This is a genomic window from Nonomuraea sp. NPDC005983 (assembly GCF_040614375.1).
In the GTDB taxonomy this organism is placed as follows: Bacteria; Actinomycetota; Actinomycetes; order Streptosporangiales; family Streptosporangiaceae; genus Nonomuraea.
In genome coordinates this window covers 1-16,740 of sequence record NZ_JBEXUP010000175.1, presented here as the reverse complement: position 1 = coordinate 16,740, position 16,740 = coordinate 1, and the positions used below count along the sequence as shown (strand labels likewise).

The following is a 16,740-nucleotide window of genomic DNA, read 5'->3' as shown; positions in this document are numbered from 1 at the left end:
CAGCCCGAACCCGGCGGCGGCGGCGCGCCTGCCGCGGCGCGCCGCCGAGATGGCCACCGCGACCGCCGCCGAGAGGATGAGCGCCAGCACGCCGGTGGCGTAGGCGCCGCCCTGCGACTCGACGTTCGCGCCGAACAGGATCGTGATCGCGAACGAGAGCGCGGTGAACACCAGCACCAGCGGGCGCACGGCCCGGGTCCAGTCGGGGGCCATGCCGTACCGCGGCAGGTAGCGCGGGACGATGTTGAGCAGCCCCGTCAGCGCCGACGCGCCCGCGAACCAGAGGATGGCGATCGTGCTGAGGTCGTAGACGGTGCCGAACCAGTCGCCGAGGTACTCGTGCGCCAGGTAGGCGAGGGCCCGCCCGGCCGCCTTGCCGCCCTCCTCGAACTCACGGTGCGGGATGAGCACGGCCGTGGCGAAGCCGCTGAACGTCAGGAACACGCTCATGACCAGCGCGGCGGTGGTGAGCAGCCGGCGCGCGCCCTTGATGCGCTGCTGGAGGTCGCCCTCGATCTGCGGCATCACCGCCACGCCGGTCTCGAAGCCGGACATGCCCAGAGCCAGCTTGGGCAGCGCGAACGCCGACAGGGCGATCATCGCCAGCGGGCTGGAGTGCCCGGCGGTGAGCGCGTCCTGCCAGTCGCCGACCAGTGCCGGCTCGGCGAGCACGTGCGCGACGGCGGTGCCGATCACCACCAGGTTGAGCGTCAGGTAGACGGCGACCAGCGCGATCGCCAGGCCGATCGCCTCGCTGAAGCCGCGCAGGAAGATCGCGCCGAGCGCCGCGATGAGCAGCAGCGTGATCGGCACCTGCTGGCCGTCGAGGAAGCCGGGCACGAACGGGTTCTCCAGGATGTGCGCCGTCGCGTCGGCGGCCGACAGCGTGATCGTGAAGATGAACGCGGTGGCCACGAAGCCGATCAGGACGAGCACCAGCAGCTTGCCCCACCAGTGCGGCAGCAGCCGCTCCAGCATGGCGATGGAGCCCATGCCGTTCGGGCTCTCGGCGGCGACGGCGCGGTAGGTGGGCAGCGCGCCGAACAGGGTCAGCGCGACCAGCATGAGCGTCGCGATCGGCGACAGCGCGCCGGCCGCCAGCGCGGCGATGCCCGGCTGGTAGCCGAGCGTGGAGAAGTAGTCGACGCCGGTCAGGCACATGACCTGCCACCAGGCGTGACGCTTGCCCGGATGCTCGTCGTGCATCCCCGACGTCGGCTGCAGCCCTTGCAGCAGCCAGCTGCGCATGGTCACCCTGACCCTCCCTTGACGCGCCAAGACCCTACCGTTACTCACCGGTCTCGCGGGCGTGCCAGGGTTGACCGGGTGAGCGATGATCTGATCCTTTCCGTGGTGGTCGGGTCCCGGGCGTACGGGCTGGAGAGCGAGACGTCCGACACCGACAGGCGCGGCGTGTTCGCACCGCCCACGGCGGCCTTCTGGCGGCTGGACAAGCCGCCCACCCACCGCGACGGTCCGCTGCCCGAACAGTTCTCCTGGGAGGTCGAGCGGTTCTGCGTGCTCGCCCTGGCGGCGAACCCCACCGTGCTGGAGTGCCTGTGGTCGCCGATCGTGGAGGTGTCCACGCCCGCCGGAGAGCGGCTGCGTGGGCTGCGCGGCGCGTTCCTGTCTCAGCGTGCCCACGAGACCTTCGCCGGGTACGCCGACACCCAGTTCCGCCGCCTCGACCCGGCGCGTCCGAAGTGGAAGCAGGCGATGCACATGATCAGGCTGCTGCTGAGCGGCCTGCACCTGGTACGCCACGGCGAGCCGCTGGTCCGCGTGGGCGGGCACCGCGACCGGCTGCTGGCGGTCAGGCGCGGCGAGCTGCCCTGGGCCGAGGTCGACGCCTGGCGGGCCGGGCTGGCCGCCGAACTGGCCCGCACCGGCTCCGTGCTGCCCGCCGCGCCGGACCGGGCGGCGGTGGACGACTTCCTGGCCGGCGTCCGCGAGGAGCGCGTGTGAACCTGCCCTCCTGGCTGCCGGAGATCCCCCGCGAGCAGCCGCACCCGCTGGCCTTCGCCACCGTCAGCGGCGCCCACCTGTACGGCTTCCCGTCCGTCGACTCGGATGTGGACCTGCGGGGCGTGCACGTCCTGCCCGCCGAGCAGGTCGTCGGCCTGCGCACCGGACCCGAGACTCTCGACAGGACCTGGACGCGCGACGGGGTCGAAGTGGACCTGGTCACGCACGACCTGGCCAAGTTCTGCCGGCTGCTGCTGAACCGCAACGGCTACGTGCTGGAACAGCTGCTCTCGCCGCTGGTCGTGAGCTCCTCACCGGTGCACGAGGAGCTGGTGGCCCTCGCGCCCGGATGTCTGACCCGCCACCACGCCCACCACTACCTCGGCTTCGCGCGCACCCAGTGGCGCCTGTTCGAGAAGACGGGCGAGCTCAAGCCGCTGCTCTACACGTTCCGGGTGCTGGCGACGGGCACGCACCTGATGCGTACCGGCTCGCTCGACGCCGACCTGACGCACCTGTACGCGTACGGCCCGCCGTACCTGCCGGAGCTGGTGGCCGCCAAGCGGGAGGCCGAGCACGGCGCGGCGCCCCTGGTCGCGTCCGCGGGCGACGACGTGGCCCGGCTGACGGCGGCGCTGGAGGAGGCCAGGGACGCCGCGCGGCTGCCCGAGACCGCCTCCGCGCACGAGGCCCTGCACGCGCTGGTCGTCCGGACGCGGCTGCCTCACCTGGACGGTCCCCGCCGGCCCGCCGGAGCTCTCCGGCCCTGACCATCTCCGGGAGGCCGGCGCGGGCGGGCCCGCCCGCGCCGGTCGCGGTGTTACGTGGCCGGTGACAGGACCAGCCTGATGGCGAAGTTGCGGTAGCCCGCCCGCTCGAAGGCCCTGGCCATCGGGGCGTTGCCCGCGTCGGTGTCGGCGACGACGCGCTGGACGCCGCGCGCCGCGTGGAAGCGGGTGATCTCGCCGAGCAGCTCGTCCACGTACCCGTGGCCGCGCTGCTCGGGCAGCACGCCAAGGTAGCCGACCACCGGCCCGGCGTTGTTGGCGGACGGCAGCGCGACGCCCACCAGGTCTCCGTCCTTCGTGTGCGCGAGCCGCCACCAGGACCGGTCGCCGGGCATCTTCCGGTACTCGGCGACGTCCTGGCGGGCCTGCTCCTGCGGGGACGTGGTGGCCAGGGCCTGCCGGGTGTGGAAGTCGAGCGTCCCGACGGCCACGCGGCGGAAGGCGTCCACGAAGACCTCGTCGTCGTCCTCGCCGCTGAAGACCAGCCTGGCCGACGGCTCGGGCATCGGCATGTCGGCCGTCCACTCGTAGCGGAGCCGTTCCAGCTCCTCGGTCAGCCCGGCGCGTCCGGCGGCCTCCCACCGCCAGGCGATGGCCGCCGAGGCCTTGGGGTCCTCGCGCCAGCCGTTCGCGACGAACACGTGGTATTCGGGCGCGTCGCCGTACTGCGCGTGGGCGTGCCGGAGCAGCTCGGCCGCGAGGCCGACGCGGTCCTCGACCGAGGGGTGGACGTAGACGCAGTCGAGCGCGAGCGGCTCGCCGCCGGGGAAGCCCCACCAGACGGCGCGGGCCAGGATCTCGCCGTCGCGTTCGGCGACCCAGATGTGGTCGTGGTGGTAGTGGCCGGACTCCAGGAAGGAGAGCAGCCGTTCGGGGTGCGCCCAGCTGATGGACTCGTCGACGACGCAGCCGAGCAGGCGGTCGAGGTCAGTCTCGACCGTGGAGCGGAAAAGCACAGGTCCTCCGAAGAGTTGGAATGGACGCGGTGAGCGTCCGGGAACCACGGGACATCTCAGCGCCTCCTTTCTTCCGACTTTTCGGGGTCACAGGCACATTAGCGTAAATATCGCGACAGGATGGGGCGGTGGGCTCCTATGACGACGACACCCTGCCACTGCAACCGCCCGTCCGCCTGCCCTCGGAGGCGGAGCTGGCGGCGGCCGTCCGCGCCGCGCCGCTCGCCGCGGAGCTGCTGGGGGACGGCGGTGAGCTCCCGGCCGAGGGCGCGGACGTGCTGGAAGCCTGGTTCAAGCGGCTCGGCGACGACGAGGGCCTCCTGCTGGAGGTGGTCCGGCGGTTCCTGTCGCCCGAGCCGCCCGAAGGGGACGTCCCCGAGCTCCTCACCGGCCTGGGGCTGGTACGGGAGGCGAAGCCGCACGCGCTGACCCCGCTCGGCCTGTGGGCCGGACGGCGGATCATCGCGGAGACCACCGGGCAGCAGGTCCCGATCACGGGCTCCCTCGCCGACGCCGACGCCGCCACGCTCCTGCACGGCCTGCGCTCCTACCCCGAGCCGGAGCGCGCCGAGGAACTGGCGGGCTGGCTGTCCGGCAGGGACCCGGACGAGGCGGCAGCCTCCATCGCGGCCGCGCTGCCCGAGGTGAGCCCGCTGAGCAGGGCCGTCGGCGTCGAGTTGCTGGCATCGGACCTGGGCGAAGAGGGCCGGCGGAGGCTCGACGCCCTGATCGCCGAGCCCCGCGTCGGCGCGGTGGTGGCCGCCCGGCTGGGCCGCGACGAGCGCCGGCCGTCGGCCGACGAGATCGCCTGGGTGCTCGTCGACATGGCGTCCACGCTGCTGGAGTTCGGCGGCGAGACGGACGAGGTGATCGAGTCGGTCGCGATGGGCATGCAGCCCGAGGACCAGGCGAGCACGATCGCGATCCTCGCCTTCGGCGACCATCCGTGGACCGAGCGGGTGCTGCGGGTCTTCATCGACCACCACCCGGACGAGCGCGTCTCGGCGGCGGCCCGCAAGGCGCTGCGCAGGCTACACGGCCTGGCGGATGTGCGCGGGTAGAGTCGGCTGCGATGACGAAACACACGATCTCCCCTCAGACCGGCATTCTCGGCGACGTGTTCGCCTGCGACTGCGGCGCCGTCCTGGCCGACAGGATGACGGCCGAGCTGCACTCCTCCGAGAACAACCAGTGCACGGTCTGCCTCGGCTCGGCCGAGGAGCAGGTGGTGCCGGGGCTGATGCGCGGCTGCACGGCCTGCGCGGCGACGGGCCGCCGCAAGGAGCAGATCACCTGGCAGCTCGCGCACGCGGAGGCCACGCAGGTGATCACGCTCAGCGTGGTGCGGGGAATCGTCGGCGAGCTCGACGGGCCGTTCCACCTGTCGGAGATCGCCGACCTGGTCAGGGACGGGCTCGGTCTCCCGGCGGGCCGCCTCCCGGTGGGGCCGCGGGTCCGCGACCTGCTGCTGGACATGCAGGCGGCGGGCGAGATCACCATGCTGTCCGCTCCCGACGAGCTGCTCGACGGCGCGGACGTGGTCCTCTACCGCGACCCCCAGTGGCAACGGGCCCGCACGCTCGGCCTCTGACCACGGGGTGCGGAGCGCGGGGCGTCGGGTCAGTGGACGCGGCAGAGGATCTCGCCGTGCAGGATCGACAGCCAGCCGTCCTCGCAGGCCGCCCATTCCCGCCATCCGTCCGCGACGCGCCGCAGGTCGTCCTGGGTGGCCGCGCCGGTGGCGAGTGCCTGGCGGGCCATGGCGGAGTGCAGGACCCGGTCCGCCCACATGCCGCCCCACCAGGCCCGGTCGTCGGCGGTGGCGAAGCACCAGGTGGACGAGGTCGCGGTGACGTCCTCGAAGCCCGCGGCCCTGGCCCAGGACAGCAGGCGGCGGCCCGCGTCCGGTTCGCCGCCGTTGCCGCGCGCCACCTTCTGGTAGAGCGCCATCCACTCGTCCAGCGCGGGCAGCCGCGGGTACCAGGCGAACGCGGCGTAGTCGCTGTCACGCACCGCGACCAGGCCGCCCGGCTTCGTCACCCGGCGCATCTCGCGCAGCGCCCGCACCGGGTCGCCGACGTGCTGGAGCACCTGGTGGGCGTGGACGACGCAGAAGGCGTCGTCGGGGAAATCCAGCGCGTGCACGTCGGCGACGGCGAAGGAGACGTTGGGCGTCCCTCTGGCAGTCAGCTCCGCCCTGGCCAGTTCCAGCGCCTCCTCGCTCACCTCCGACGCCGTCACGTGGCTCACCCGCTCCGCGAGGTCGGCGGTGATGGTGCCGGGGCCGCTGCCGACGTCCAGGAGCTTCATCTGCGCTTTGAGGTGGGGCAGCAGGTAGCCGGCCGAGTTCTCGGCGGTGCGCCAGCGGTGCGACCGCAGCACTGATTCGTGGTGGCCATGCGTGTATACGGCATCCATCGGAAACTCCCTCGTTTCTCCCTGATGCCGGGAACCCTACAGCGGGTCTCATCATTCAAGAAGAAATGTCTTGAATTATGAGACTTGAGCCAAGCTCGGTACACTTGGGCCGACAAGTCGGGTTTAAGGAAGGGGAGTTGGTCGTGGGAGAGATCCGGCCGATCACACGCGTGGGCGATCCGGTGCTGCACCACCCGTGCGAGCCGGTCACCCGGTTCGACGGCGACCTGGAGGCGCTGGTCGACGACATGTTCGCGAGCATGTACGCGGCCGAAGGCGTGGGCCTGGCGGCCAACCAGATCGGCGTCCCGCTGCGGGTGTTCGTCTACGACTGCCCCGACGAGAGCGGCGAGCACCACAAGGGCGTCGTCGTGAACCCGTCGCTGGAACTGCCCGCCCTGGGCGAGCGCCACCTCGACCCGGGCGACGAGGGCTGCCTGTCGGTGCCCGGCCAGTTCGCGCCGCTCCCCCGCCCCGACCGCGCCACGGTGCACGGCTTCGGCGTCAAGGGCGAACCGGTCACCGTCGAGGGCACCGGGCTGCTGGCCCGCTGCCTCCAGCACGAGACCGACCACCTCGACGGACACCTCTACATCGACCGCCTCCCGGCCAAGCGCCGCAAGCAGGTCCTCGCCGCCTACGAGCAGTACCACGCCTCATCGCTATAGCGGATATTTCGCCGCTATAGTGGAGAACATGGACGGAGTTCTCTCCAGCGGCCTGACGATGGCCGAGCTCGGGTCGCGGGTCAGAGCCGAGCGTCGGTCCCGTGGTTTGTCCGTGGAGCGGCTGGCCGAGCTGAGCGGCATCAGCCGCAGCATGGTGTCCGAGGTCGAGCGGGGGGCCAAGACGCCGAGTGTGCTCGTCCTGGACCGGCTCGCGACGGCGCTGGGCACCTCGATCGGCCGGCTGCTCGACGAACCCGCGCACGCGACCCTACGGGTGCTGCGCCGTGCGGAGCAGCGCGTGCTGCGCGACCCGTCCGGGTGGGAGCGGCGCGTCCTGTCGCCCGTGCTGGCGGACGTCGAGTTCGAGTTCATGCGCACCACCATCGGCCCCGGCGTCGACGCCGGAGAGTTCGCCCCGCACGCGCCCGGCTCGCGCGAGTACCTGGCCGTCGAGTCGGGCACCCTGCGCCTCACGATCGACGACAGGCCGCACGAGCTGCGCGCGGGCGACTCCGCCTACTACCCGGGCGACTGCCGGCACGCCTTCGCCAACGACGGCGACACCGACTGTGTGTACTACCTGGCCATGGAGCTGGGCGGCCCCGAGCCGGGCCACCAGGCGCACCCGGCGAAGACCGACGACCAACACCATGTCTCCCGGAAGGAGGCGCCCTGATGGACGAACTGCGGCAGGCCGCCGCGAAGGCGGCCGACCTCATGGCCGACCACCTCGACCGGGTCGGCGACGGGCCGGTCTGGCAGCCGGTGCCCGACGGCGACCGCGCCTGGCTCACCACGCAGCGGATGCCCGAGAACGGACGCCCCCTGGACGAGCTGCTCGACGACGCGCGCAGCCGGATCATGACCCACCCCATGGGCAACGGCCATCCCCGCTTCTTCGGCTGGGTGAACTCCCCGCCGTCGCCGGCGGGCGCCGTCTTCGAGCCGCTGGCGGCGGCGCTGAACCCGAGCTGCGCGGGCGGCGACCACGCGGGCCCCCTCCTGGAGCGGACGGTCGTGCGCTGGCTGGCCGACCTCGTGGGCTTCCCCCATCCGCCCGGCGGCGGGCTGCTGACCAGCGGGGCGTCCATGGCGACCATCGTCTGCCTGGCCAGCGCCCGCCAGCGGGCCACGCTCGCCGACGGCTGGGACGCCCGCGAGGACGGCCTGTCCGGGCACCCGCCGCTCATCCTGTACGTCTCCGCCGAGGGGCACAGCTGCCTGCACAAGGCCGCCCAGCTCCTGGGCCTCGGCGCGCGCCAGGTGCGCACGGTGCCGGTGGACTCCCACTACCGGATGGACGTCGCCGCGCTCCGATCGATGATCGCCACGGACGCCGCCGCCGGGCTGCGCCCGTTCTGCGTGGCCGCCAGCGCGGGCACCGTCAACTCCGGCGCCGTCGACCCCCTGGACGCGATCGCCGACGTGGCCGCCGAGCACGGCCTGTGGTTCCACATCGACGGCGCCTACGGGGCGCTCGGCATCCTCGCCGACGGCGCCGCGCCCGCCTTCGCGGGGCTCGACCGGGCCGACTCGCTGGCGCTCGACCCGCACAAGTGGCTGGGTGTCCCGGTTGGCTGCGGGTGCGCGCTCATCGCCGACCCCGCCGCCACCCGCGCCGCGTTCAGCCTGGTGCCGTCTTACCTGGTGGACGAGAACGCCGACGACCTGGGCTGGTTCGCCGAGTACGGGCCGGAGCAGAGCCGCCCGTTCCGGGCGCTGAAGACCTGGGCGACCCTGTCGCACCTCGGCCGCGACGGCGTGGCCCGCCTGGTCAACCACACGACCGGGCTCGCCCGCACGCTGGCGGCCATGGTCGAGGACGCGGGCGACTTCGAGCTGCTCGCCCCGGTCACCACGTCCATCACCGCGTTCCGCTACCGCCACGAGGGCTCGCAGGCACGGGACGGCGACGGGCTCGACGCGCTCAACCGCGCCATCCCCGCCGCCGTCCAGAGGCGGGGGAACGCCTTCCTCACCGGCACCCGGCTCGGCGGCACCGACGCGTTGCGCACCTGCATCCTGCACCCGAACACCACCGAGGGCGACCTGGCGGTGCTGCTCGACGAGATCCGCGCGGCGGCCAAGGACCTCAGCCGCTGACCTCTCCCCCGGCCGGGACCTCTCCTGTGAGCAGCTCCACCCCTCGGGTAGGGGGTAGGCGGGTAGCGGCGAACAGGAGGACCCCATGGCCAAAACCGTGGCAGAGGTCATGACCACGCACCCCGCGACCGTCGAGGCGGACCAGCCCGTGTCCGTGGCGGCGGCGTTGATGCGCGAGCACGACACCGGAGCGCTGATCGTCAACGACAACGGGCGTATGCGCGGCATCGTCACCGACCGCGACATCACCGTGCGCGTGGTCGCCGACGGCCGCGGCCCCGACACCCCCGTGCGCGAGGCGGCCAGCTCCGCCGTCGAGGCCATCTGCCCGGACACCACCATCGACCAGGCCGTCCGGCTGATGCGCTCGCACGCCGTACGCCGCCTGCCGGTCGTCGAGGACGGCCGGGCGGTCGGCATCGTCAGCCTCGGCGACCTCGTGATGGAGAGCGACCCCACCTCCGCTCTCGCCGACATCTCCGCGGCGGAGGGCACCCACTAGATTGGCCGCGTGGTCACAGTCGAGGACGTGCGGCGGCTCGCCGGCACTCTCCCCCGCTCGTCGGAGCATCTCATCAGGGATCGCGTGAAATTCCGGGTCGGCTCCATCGTTTATGTGGCTTTTTCGCGTGACGAGTCGATCATGGGCTTCGCGTTTCCCAAAGAGGAACGAGCCGCTCTGGTAGCGGCCGAACCAGGCAAGTTCCTGATGCCGCAGGATTCGGACCTGCGATACAACTGGGTGCAGGTCCGGCTGGTGGCCATCGACGAGGCCGAGATGCGCGAGCTGGTGCTGGAGGCGTGGCGCATGGTCGTCCCGCAGAAGGTGCGTCTACTCCAAGAACGGCTGGCGGGCCGCTGATATCGGCGCGCCGGCCGTCGACTGGAGGGACCGGCGAGTTAGTGAGTTGGCCGACCCAGAGGAGGCCGTGCCAGATTCCGCGGCCTATAGTTAGTCAGGTGACTGACTCGAAAGGCTCCCGGGCGAGGACGGCGACCGCCAAGCGGCAGCGACTGATGACCGCCGCCGCCCAGGTCGTGCACCAGCAGGGCGCGGAGCGCACCACCATCGCCGACATCGCCCGCGCCGCGGATGTCCCGGTGGGCAACGTGTACTACTACTTCAAGACCAAGGACGAGCTCGTCGCGGCCGCGCTCGCCGAACACGCCCACCAGCTGGAGATCCTCACCGACCGGCTGGATCGCCTTCCCGATCCGGGAGAGCGGCTCAAGGGTCTCGTGGAGGCGTGGATCAGCCAGCGCGATCTCGCGGCCCGCTACGGCTGCCCCACGGGAACACTGGCCGCGGAGCTGGACAAGCGCGACGAGGGCGGCCTGGACATGGAGGCGGGCAAGGTCATCCGGCTGCTGCTGGACTGGGTCGAACGCCAGTTCCGCGAACTCGGGCTGCCAGATCCCGAGGAGCTCGCCCTGACGCTGGTGGGCGCCTACCAGGGCATGTCACTTCTGGCCAACGCCCTGCGCGACCCCGGCGTCATGACGCGCCAGGGCACCCGCCTGATCAGCTGGCTGGACTCCCTGTCCGGCACGCAGGGCGCCACACCCGGGTGAGGTCAGCGCCGCCAGGGCGCGACGGGAAACGCCGAGCGGGACGCGCTCAGGAGGGCAGGCCGCGGTACAGGTCACGGGTGAGGCGGGTGACGCGGTCGACCGAGGCGCTCCACGTCCCCCCTGCCGGGTGCGCCGTCAGCACGGCCATGATCAGGCGGTCGCCCTTGCCGAGGAGCCCGGTCGTGTGCAGGACGGGACGGCCGTAGTCGGGCACGCCTGAGCCGCGGGCGCGGAAGGCGACGGCGGAGATCGCCCCGCCCGACGCCGAGTTGGCCTGGCACCTGGCGGGCGGAACCGTCCCGAACCCGGACCAGCCCTGTTTGACCGCCCACGGCCTCGGCAGCGCACCGGGAATGCCGAAGGACTGGTCGAAGCCGTCGGTGCCGCACCGGGTGGACTCACGCAGGTGCCCCAGGATGGTGTCCCTGACCTTGGGGGCGGCCGTGTCGAGCAGGTAGCGGTAGGTCCTGACGATGTCGTACGCGCTGAGCGAGGTGTAGCCCCAGAAGCCGGGCTTGGACGCGGGCGGCGGCGTGGTGTCGGACAGGCCGAGCTTGCGGGCCATCCGCTGGATGATCGCCCCCTTGCCACGGCGGTCCCAGAACGTGGAGGCGGCGTCGTCGTCACTGGAGCGCAGCATGATCTTCAGCAGCCGGGCGTCGGCGGGCGAGACGCTCGCGCCGCTCTCCAGGTAGTCGATCGCGATCAGGATCTTGACGACCGACGCCGAGCGGAACTTCCGGTGCGCGTTCCTGGTCGCGACGATCTTGCCCGCTTTCCTGTCGAAGACCAGCCATGCGGCCGTGGTGCCCGCCGGCACACGCGGCGAGTGCGCCGCGCGGGCGGGTGCGCTCGACGGGGCGCTGGCGGCGGACGCCGGGCCCGCCGATGCTCCGGCGACGCATCCGGCGGCGAGGGGGACGGCTGCCGCCACGGCGGCCCAGGGCTTCGTTCGCATCCGCCTATAACTACCAGATTCGGATATGCCTCTCTTGACCATCCCATGGAAACGGGTATAAACACAGATGAAACCACAGCGAAACGGCGGTGAACCAACATCATGTACGCCGAGGAGCGGCAGCAGGAGATCCTCACCAGGGCGCGCGCCGCCGGGCGCGTCGACGTGGTGGCCCTGGCCGACGAGCTCGACGTGACCACCGAGACGATCCGCCGCGACCTCACCACGCTGGAACGCGCCGGTGTGCTGCGCAGGGTGCACGGCGGCGCGATCCCCGTCGAGCGGCTCGGCTTCGAACCGGCCCTGGCCGCCCGCGACGAGGTGATGACCGCGGAGAAGGAGCGCATCGCCAAGGCGGCGCTGGCCGAACTGCCGGAGGACGGCTCGGTCATCATCGACGCAGGCAGCACCACGGGGCGGCTGGTGCAGATCCTGCCCGCCGACCGGGAGCTCACGGTCGTGGTGAACTCGCCGCCGCTGGCGACCGTCCTGGCCGCCCGCGCCAACCTGCACGTCATCATGCTCGGCGGACGGCTGCGCGGCCGCACCCTGGCGACCGTGGACGATTGGGCGCTGCAACCCCTGTCGCAGCTCCACGTGGACGTGGCGTTCATGGCCACCAACGGCTGCTCGGCCGCCAAGGGCCTGACCACGCCCGACCCGGCCGAGGCGGCCATCAAGCGGGCCATGGTCAGGGCCGCCCAGCGCAGCGTGCTGCTGGCCGACCACACCAAGTTCACCAACACCTACCTGGCCAGGTTCGCCGCGCTGAGCGAGATCGACCTGGTGATCACCGACACCGGCCTGGACGTGACGCTCGCCGCCGAGCTCTCGGCGGCGGGCCCGGAGGTGGTACGCACATGACCGGCATGCTCATCGCGAGGCGTCCCCGGTGGCGCCGATGATCCTCACTCTGACCCTCAATCCCAGCCTGGACCGCACGATCGAGATCGCGTCGCTGGTCAGGGCGGCCGTCACCCGGGCCGCAGCCGCCCGGCTGGACCCCGGCGGCAAGGGCGTGAACGTCTCGCGGGCCCTGCTCGCCAACGCCGTCGCCTCGCGGGCCGTGGTGCCGTTCGGCGGCGACGAGGGCAGGCAGCTCGTCCGCCTGCTCGCGCTGGAGGGCCTGGACATGGTGACCGTGCCGGTGGCCGGGACGACCAGGTCGAACGTCACGCTCGCCGAGCCCGACGGCACCATCACCAAGATCAACGAACCGGGCACGGCCCTGTCGCCCGCCGAGCTGGACACGATCGCCGACGCGGTGCTGGCCGCCGCGCACGAGGCCGACTGGGTGGTCGCCTCCGGCAGCCTGCCGCCGGAGGTCCCCGCGGATGTGTACGCGAGGCTGTGCCGCAGGTTCGCCGGGGCGGGCATCCACGTCGCGGTCGACACCAGCGGCCCCGCCCTCGCCTGCGCGCTGGCCGCGGGCCCCGCGCTGGTCAAGCCGAACCTCGACGAGCTGGCCGCCGCCACCGGCATGCCGATCCGCCGCGTCGGCGACGTGGTGGAGGCGGCGGGCAAGCTCAGGGCGGCGGGCGCGCGGGCCGTCCTGGCCAGCCTGGGCGGCGACGGCGCCGTCCTGGTGGAGGAGGACGGCATCTGGTACGGCGAGGCGGCGGTCACCGAGCCGCGCAGCGCGGTCGGCGCAGGAGACGCCATGCTCGCGGGCTTCCTGGCCGCCGGCGGACGCGGCAGGGACGCCCTGCTGGAAGCGCTGGCCTGGGGCGCGGCGGCCGTCCGACTTCCCGGCAGCCGGATGCCCGGCCCCGCCGACATCAGCCGCGACGCCGTGCGCATCGGCCCGCCCGACCCGTCCCGGCCCGTCCACGGCTGACCCCGCCCACCGATCCCCGACGCTCGCCACTCCACGGAGACACGCACCACAGAGACACGCACCACGAAGACCCTGCTCATCCCCCCGAAGGAGCACGTCCGATGGCCGACACCTACACTCCCCCGGTCTACGGAACCGGCGTCAAGGCCACGATCCAGCGGCTCGGCGGCCATCTGGCCGGCATGATCATGCCGAACATCGGCGCGTTCATCGCCTGGGGCCTGATCACCGCGCTCTTCATCCCCACCGGCTGGCTGCCGAACGCGGCGCTGGCCGCGATGGTGACCCCGATCATCACTGCCCTGCTGCCGATCCTCATCGCCTACACCGGGGGCCGGATGGTCCACGGGCAGCGCGGCGCGGTGGTGGGGGCGGTCGCGGTGATGGGCATCGTCGTCGGATCGGACAGCCCGATGTTCCTGGGCGCCATGATCATCGGCCCGCTGGCCGCCCTGATCCTGAAATATGTGGACAAGTTCACTGAGCAGCGGACCAAGGCCGGGTTCGAGATGCTCGTGGACAACTTCTCCGCCGGCATCGTGGGCGGCGCAATGGCCGTCGCGGGCGTGTGGGGCATCGGCCCGATCGTCCGCACCGTGACCACGGTCGCGAGCGGCGCCGTCGAGTGGCTGATCGGGCACGACCTGCTGCCGGTGGCGTCCGTGCTGATCGAGCCGGCCAAGGTGCTGTTCCTGAACAACGCCGTCAACCACGGCGTGCTGGGCCCGCTCGGCGTCGCGGAGTCCGTGCGGCACGGCAAGTCGATCCTGTTCATGCTGGAGTCGAACCCGGGGCCCGGGCTCGGGCTGCTCCTGGCCTACCTGCTGTTCGGCCCGCGTCCGCTGCGGCCGAGCACGCCCGCCGCGATGATCATCCACTTCTTCGGCGGGATCCACGAGATCTACTTCCCCTACGTCCTGATGAAGCCGCGGCTCATCCTCGCCGTCATCGCGGGCGGCGCGGCCGGGGTGTTCACATTCATGGTCACCGGGGCGGGCCTGGTCGCCACGCCGTCGCCCGGCAGCATCTTCGCCTACCTGGCGGTGACCCCGCGGGGCGGCTGGCTGGGCGTGATCGCCGGGATCGTCATCGCCACGGCCGTGACGTTCGCCGTCGCCGCCCTGCTGCTCGGCTTCGGCCGCGGTGAGAAGGCCGAGCAGCCCACGGAGGCCGGGCCCGAAGCGACCGCCTTCCCCGACGCGCCCGCCGCCGACACGCCCGCCGACGAAGTGACCACCGGCGAAGTGACCACCGGCAAAGTGACCGCCGCCGAAGTGACCGAGCCCACCCCCACCGGGGACGACCAGCGAGCCCAGCCCGTCGTCAAGGAGGCCTGACGCCATGACCAGCATCGACAGCAAGGACATCCACAAGATCATCGTCGCCTGCGACGCCGGGATGGGCAGCAGCGTGATGCTCGCCGGTCAGCTGCGCAAGCAGCTCAAGTCGACCGGAGTCGCGGTCGAGCACACCCCGGTGAACTCCATCCCGGCCGACGCGGACGTGGTGCTCTGCCACGCCGGTCTGGCGGCCAGGGCCAGGGCCGCCGCGCCCGGGAAGGTGCTGGTGTCGTTCCAGATCTTCCTCGGCGACCCCGCGGTGACCAGGCTGGTCGACACGATCAGGAACGGCGGCACGGTCGATGCGTGACGACCTGCTCGACGCCCGCGCCGTGCTGCTGCACGAGGTCGCCGCCGACAAGGCCGAGGCGATCCGGCGGTGCGGGCGCGCGCTGGTCGAGGTGGGCGCGGTGGACGAGCCGTACATCGAGGCCATGCTCGAACGCGAGCGGACGATCTCCACCTACGTCGGCGAGGAGGTGGCCATCCCGCACGGGACGGCCGCCGCCAAGGAGGTCATCAGGCACGACGCGATCTGCGTGGTGCGCTTCCCCGAGGGAGTCGACTGGGACGGCGAGCGGGTCACGCTCTGCGTGGGCATCGCCGCCAAGGACGGCGGCCAGGTGCCGCTGCTGGCCGCGCTCGCGGACATCCTGCTCGATCCGGACCGTGCCAGGGCCCTGCGCGAGGCGACGGAGGTCCACCAGGTGTTGAAGGAGCTGCTCACGTGAAGGTCGCCAGATTCCACGCTCCCGGGGACATCAGGATCGAGGACGCCCCCGAGCCCGTCGCGGGTCCCGGCGAGCTGAAGATCAGGGTGCGCAACTGCTCGACCTGCGGCACCGACGCGAAGATCTTCCGCTTCGGCCACCACCACATCAGGCCGCCGCGGGTGATGGGGCACGAGATCGCGGGTGAGGTGGCCGAGACCGGCGAGCGGGTTCAGGTGATCGCGGCGATCCCGTGCGGGACGTGCGAGGAGTGCCGCCTCGGCCGGATGACCGTCTGCCCGCGCCAGGAGTCGATGGGCTACCACTACGACGGCGGCTTCGCCGAGTACCTGGTGGTCCCGGCCAAGGTGCTGGCGGTGAACGGGGTGAACGCCGTCCCCGAGGGGGTGGGGTTCGCCGAGGCGTCGGTGGCGGAGCCGCTGGCGTGCGTGCTCAACGGGCAGTCGCTGGCGCGCGTGGGCGCGGGCGACGACGTGGTCGTGATGGGCGCGGGCCCGATCGGCTGCCTGCACGTCCGCATGGCGCGGGCGCGCGGCGCGGCACGGGTCTTCCTCGTGGACGTCAACGCCGACCGGCTGGCGATGGCCGCCGAGCTGGTGCGTCCCGACGCGGTGATCGACGGCGACCCGGTGGAGCAGGTGCTCAAGCTGACGGGCGGCAGGGGCGCCGACGTCGTCGTCACGGCGGCGGCCTCGGGCGCGGCGCAGGAGCAGGCGGTGCTGATGGCCGCCAGGCAGGGCCGCATCAGCTTCTTCGGCGGCCTCCCCAAGGACTCCCCGGTCATCCGCCTGGACTCCAACCTCGTGCACTACCGCGAGCTGACGATCGTCGGCGCGAACGGGTCGAGCCCCGCGCACAACGCCGAGGCGCTGCGGCTGATCGCCGAGGGCGCCGTCCCGGTGGCCGACCTGATCACCCAGCGGCTGCCGCTGTCCCGGGTGCTCGACGGGATCGACCTCGTCAGCCGGGGCGAGGCCATCAAGGTCACGATCGAGCCGTGAGGAGGGTTTCGATGGCGCGGAGAACGGTGGCCGTCGCGTCGGCCAGCGGGTTGCACGCCCGGCCGGCGAAGCTGTTCGTGCAGGAGGCGTCCCGGCTGGGGGTGCCGGTCCGGTTGCGGGCCGGGGAGAGGTCGGTTCCGGCGAACAGCATGCTGGGGGTGCTGTCGCTGGGCGCCGTCCGCGGCACGGAGGTGACGCTGGAGGCGGACGGGCCGGGCGCCGAGGAGGCCGTGGACACGCTGGCGGCGCTGCTGGCCCGGGATCTGGACGCCGAAGATGGCTGACACGCTGTCGGGGCTGGGCGTCAGCCAGGGCCGGTCGGCGGGCCCCCTGGTGCGGATGGCACCGCCGCCGGTGCTCCCCGCGCCGCGCCGCAGCCCTGACCAGGCCGAGGAGCTGCCCG

Annotated in this window: 20 protein-coding genes and 1 pseudogene; 17 read left to right on the top strand and 4 right to left on the bottom strand. The window is 72.4% G+C overall.

Going from position 1 to position 16,740, the window contains the following annotated elements; all coding sequences use genetic code 11:
• Positions 1-1,248 (bottom strand): annotated as a pseudogene (locus ABZ297_RS41665) (amino acid transporter); the annotation flags it as partial.
• A 78-nt stretch (positions 1,249-1,326) separates the two neighbouring features.
• Between ABZ297_RS41665 and ABZ297_RS41660 the strand changes: the two are divergent.
• Entirely contained in the window at positions 1,327-1,965 is a 639-nt protein-coding gene (locus ABZ297_RS41660; protein ID WP_355358322.1) for a nucleotidyltransferase domain-containing protein, read from the top strand.
• A complete protein-coding gene (locus tag ABZ297_RS41655) occupies positions 1,962-2,735 on the top strand; it encodes a nucleotidyltransferase domain-containing protein (protein WP_355358319.1) in 774 nt (257 codons plus the stop codon). Before ABZ297_RS41660 ends, ABZ297_RS41655 begins: the two co-directional genes overlap by 4 nt.
• 50 nt (positions 2,736-2,785) lie before the next feature.
• On the opposite strand, the gene ABZ297_RS41650 is transcribed toward ABZ297_RS41655, so the two are convergent.
• The gene (locus tag ABZ297_RS41650; protein WP_355358316.1) at positions 2,786-3,709 is read right to left on the bottom strand and encodes a GNAT family N-acetyltransferase; all 924 of its coding nucleotides are present in this window, start codon (positions 3,707-3,709) and stop codon (positions 2,786-2,788) included.
• Positions 3,710-3,837: 128 nt separating this feature from the next.
• Here ABZ297_RS41650 and ABZ297_RS41645 point away from each other — a divergent pair, with 128 nt between their 5' ends.
• Together ABZ297_RS41645 and ABZ297_RS41640 are read left to right on the top strand one after the other, a co-directional pair.
• A complete protein-coding gene (locus ABZ297_RS41645) occupies positions 3,838-4,770 on the top strand; it encodes a hypothetical protein (RefSeq protein ID WP_355358313.1) in 933 nt (310 codons plus the stop codon).
• Positions 4,771-4,781: 11 nt separating this feature from the next.
• Complete coding sequence (locus ABZ297_RS41640; protein WP_355358310.1) at positions 4,782-5,300, top strand: hypothetical protein; 519 nt, start codon at positions 4,782-4,784, stop codon at positions 5,298-5,300.
• 29 nt (positions 5,301-5,329) lie between these two features.
• Here ABZ297_RS41640 and ABZ297_RS41635 read toward each other — a convergent pair whose 3' ends face one another.
• Positions 5,330-6,127 carry a methyltransferase domain-containing protein gene (locus ABZ297_RS41635; RefSeq protein ID WP_355358307.1) on the bottom strand — a complete coding sequence of 266 codons (798 nt, stop codon included), beginning with the start codon at positions 6,125-6,127 and terminating at the stop codon, positions 5,330-5,332.
• 143 nt (positions 6,128-6,270) lie between these two features.
• Here ABZ297_RS41635 and def point away from each other — a divergent pair, with 143 nt between their 5' ends.
• The 6 genes from def to ABZ297_RS41605 all read left to right on the top strand — a co-directional run bounded on the left by def (position 6,271) and on the right by ABZ297_RS41605 (position 10,470).
• Positions 6,271-6,795, top strand: coding sequence for a peptide deformylase (def, locus tag ABZ297_RS41630; protein ID WP_355358304.1), 525 nt, complete (start codon positions 6,271-6,273; stop codon positions 6,793-6,795).
• Positions 6,796-6,823: 28 nt separating this feature from the next.
• Complete coding sequence (locus ABZ297_RS41625; RefSeq protein WP_355358301.1) at positions 6,824-7,471, top strand: XRE family transcriptional regulator; 648 nt, start codon at positions 6,824-6,826, stop codon at positions 7,469-7,471.
• A complete protein-coding gene (locus ABZ297_RS41620; protein ID WP_355358298.1) occupies positions 7,471-8,898 on the top strand; it encodes an aminotransferase class V-fold PLP-dependent enzyme in 1,428 nt (475 codons plus the stop codon). The genes ABZ297_RS41625 and ABZ297_RS41620 overlap by 1 nt, the downstream gene beginning before the upstream one ends.
• Positions 8,899-8,983: 85 nt before the next feature.
• Positions 8,984-9,400, top strand: a complete 417-nt coding sequence (locus ABZ297_RS41615; RefSeq protein ID WP_355358295.1) for a CBS domain-containing protein — start codon at positions 8,984-8,986, stop codon at positions 9,398-9,400.
• A 9-nt stretch (positions 9,401-9,409) separates the two neighbouring features.
• The gene (locus tag ABZ297_RS41610; RefSeq protein ID WP_355358292.1) at positions 9,410-9,760 is read left to right on the top strand and encodes an MmcQ/YjbR family DNA-binding protein; all 351 of its coding nucleotides are present in this window, start codon (positions 9,410-9,412) and stop codon (positions 9,758-9,760) included.
• Positions 9,761-9,858: 98 nt separating this feature from the next.
• Entirely contained in the window at positions 9,859-10,470 is a 612-nt protein-coding gene (locus ABZ297_RS41605) for a TetR/AcrR family transcriptional regulator (protein WP_355358290.1), read from the top strand.
• A 46-nt stretch (positions 10,471-10,516) separates the two neighbouring features.
• On the opposite strand, the gene ABZ297_RS41600 is transcribed toward ABZ297_RS41605, so the two are convergent.
• A complete protein-coding gene (locus ABZ297_RS41600; RefSeq protein WP_355358287.1) occupies positions 10,517-11,428 on the bottom strand; it encodes a hypothetical protein in 912 nt (303 codons plus the stop codon).
• A gap of 102 nt (positions 11,429-11,530) precedes the next feature.
• On the opposite strand from ABZ297_RS41600, the gene ABZ297_RS41595 reads away from it, so the two are divergent.
• From ABZ297_RS41595 to ABZ297_RS41565, 7 genes are all read left to right on the top strand, one after another.
• Entirely contained in the window at positions 11,531-12,292 is a 762-nt protein-coding gene (locus ABZ297_RS41595) for a DeoR/GlpR family DNA-binding transcription regulator (RefSeq protein WP_355358284.1), read from the top strand.
• A gap of 37 nt (positions 12,293-12,329) precedes the next feature.
• A complete protein-coding gene (gene pfkB, locus ABZ297_RS41590) occupies positions 12,330-13,265 on the top strand; it encodes a 1-phosphofructokinase (protein ID WP_355358281.1) in 936 nt (311 codons plus the stop codon).
• Positions 13,266-13,366: 101 nt separating this feature from the next.
• Positions 13,367-14,602, top strand: a complete 1,236-nt coding sequence (locus tag ABZ297_RS41585; protein ID WP_355358278.1) for a PTS mannitol transporter subunit IICB — start codon at positions 13,367-13,369, stop codon at positions 14,600-14,602.
• Positions 14,603-14,606: 4 nt separating this feature from the next.
• Complete coding sequence (locus ABZ297_RS41580) at positions 14,607-14,915, top strand: PTS lactose transporter subunit IIB (protein ID WP_355358275.1); 309 nt, start codon at positions 14,607-14,609, stop codon at positions 14,913-14,915.
• Positions 14,908-15,336 carry a PTS sugar transporter subunit IIA gene (locus tag ABZ297_RS41575; RefSeq protein WP_355358272.1) on the top strand — a complete coding sequence of 143 codons (429 nt, stop codon included), beginning with the start codon at positions 14,908-14,910 and terminating at the stop codon, positions 15,334-15,336. The genes ABZ297_RS41580 and ABZ297_RS41575 overlap by 8 nt, the downstream gene beginning before the upstream one ends.
• Positions 15,333-16,337, top strand: coding sequence for a zinc-dependent dehydrogenase (locus ABZ297_RS41570; RefSeq protein ID WP_355358269.1), 1,005 nt, complete (start codon positions 15,333-15,335; stop codon positions 16,335-16,337). The genes ABZ297_RS41575 and ABZ297_RS41570 overlap by 4 nt, the downstream gene beginning before the upstream one ends.
• Before the next feature lie 11 nt (positions 16,338-16,348).
• Positions 16,349-16,621, top strand: coding sequence for an HPr family phosphocarrier protein (locus ABZ297_RS41565; RefSeq protein WP_355358266.1), 273 nt, complete (start codon positions 16,349-16,351; stop codon positions 16,619-16,621).
• The last annotated feature ends 119 nt before the right edge of the window (positions 16,622-16,740 follow it).

What these genes read in the sequence shown, in the direction of transcription:
- ABZ297_RS41640 (WP_355358310.1), top strand. Translation starts at nt 4,782, where the DNA reads ATGACGAAACACACGATCTCCCCTCAGACCGGCATTCTCGGCGACGTG.
- ABZ297_RS41635 (WP_355358307.1), bottom strand. Translation starts at nt 6,127, where the DNA reads ATGGATGCCGTATACACGCATGGCCACCACGAATCAGTGCTGCGGTCG.
- ABZ297_RS41625 (WP_355358301.1), top strand. Translation starts at nt 6,824, where the DNA reads ATGGACGGAGTTCTCTCCAGCGGCCTGACGATGGCCGAGCTCGGGTCG.
- ABZ297_RS41620 (WP_355358298.1), top strand. Translation starts at nt 7,471, where the DNA reads ATGGACGAACTGCGGCAGGCCGCCGCGAAGGCGGCCGACCTCATGGCC.
- ABZ297_RS41615 (WP_355358295.1), top strand. Translation starts at nt 8,984, where the DNA reads ATGGCCAAAACCGTGGCAGAGGTCATGACCACGCACCCCGCGACCGTC.
- ABZ297_RS41600 (WP_355358287.1), bottom strand. Translation starts at nt 11,428, where the DNA reads ATGCGAACGAAGCCCTGGGCCGCCGTGGCGGCAGCCGTCCCCCTCGCC.
- ABZ297_RS41595 (WP_355358284.1), top strand. Translation starts at nt 11,531, where the DNA reads ATGTACGCCGAGGAGCGGCAGCAGGAGATCCTCACCAGGGCGCGCGCC.
- pfkB (WP_355358281.1), top strand. Translation starts at nt 12,330, where the DNA reads ATGATCCTCACTCTGACCCTCAATCCCAGCCTGGACCGCACGATCGAG.
- ABZ297_RS41585 (WP_355358278.1), top strand. Translation starts at nt 13,367, where the DNA reads ATGGCCGACACCTACACTCCCCCGGTCTACGGAACCGGCGTCAAGGCC.
- ABZ297_RS41580 (WP_355358275.1), top strand. Translation starts at nt 14,607, where the DNA reads ATGACCAGCATCGACAGCAAGGACATCCACAAGATCATCGTCGCCTGC.
- ABZ297_RS41575 (WP_355358272.1), top strand. Translation starts at nt 14,908, where the DNA reads ATGCGTGACGACCTGCTCGACGCCCGCGCCGTGCTGCTGCACGAGGTC.
- ABZ297_RS41565 (WP_355358266.1), top strand. Translation starts at nt 16,349, where the DNA reads ATGGCGCGGAGAACGGTGGCCGTCGCGTCGGCCAGCGGGTTGCACGCC.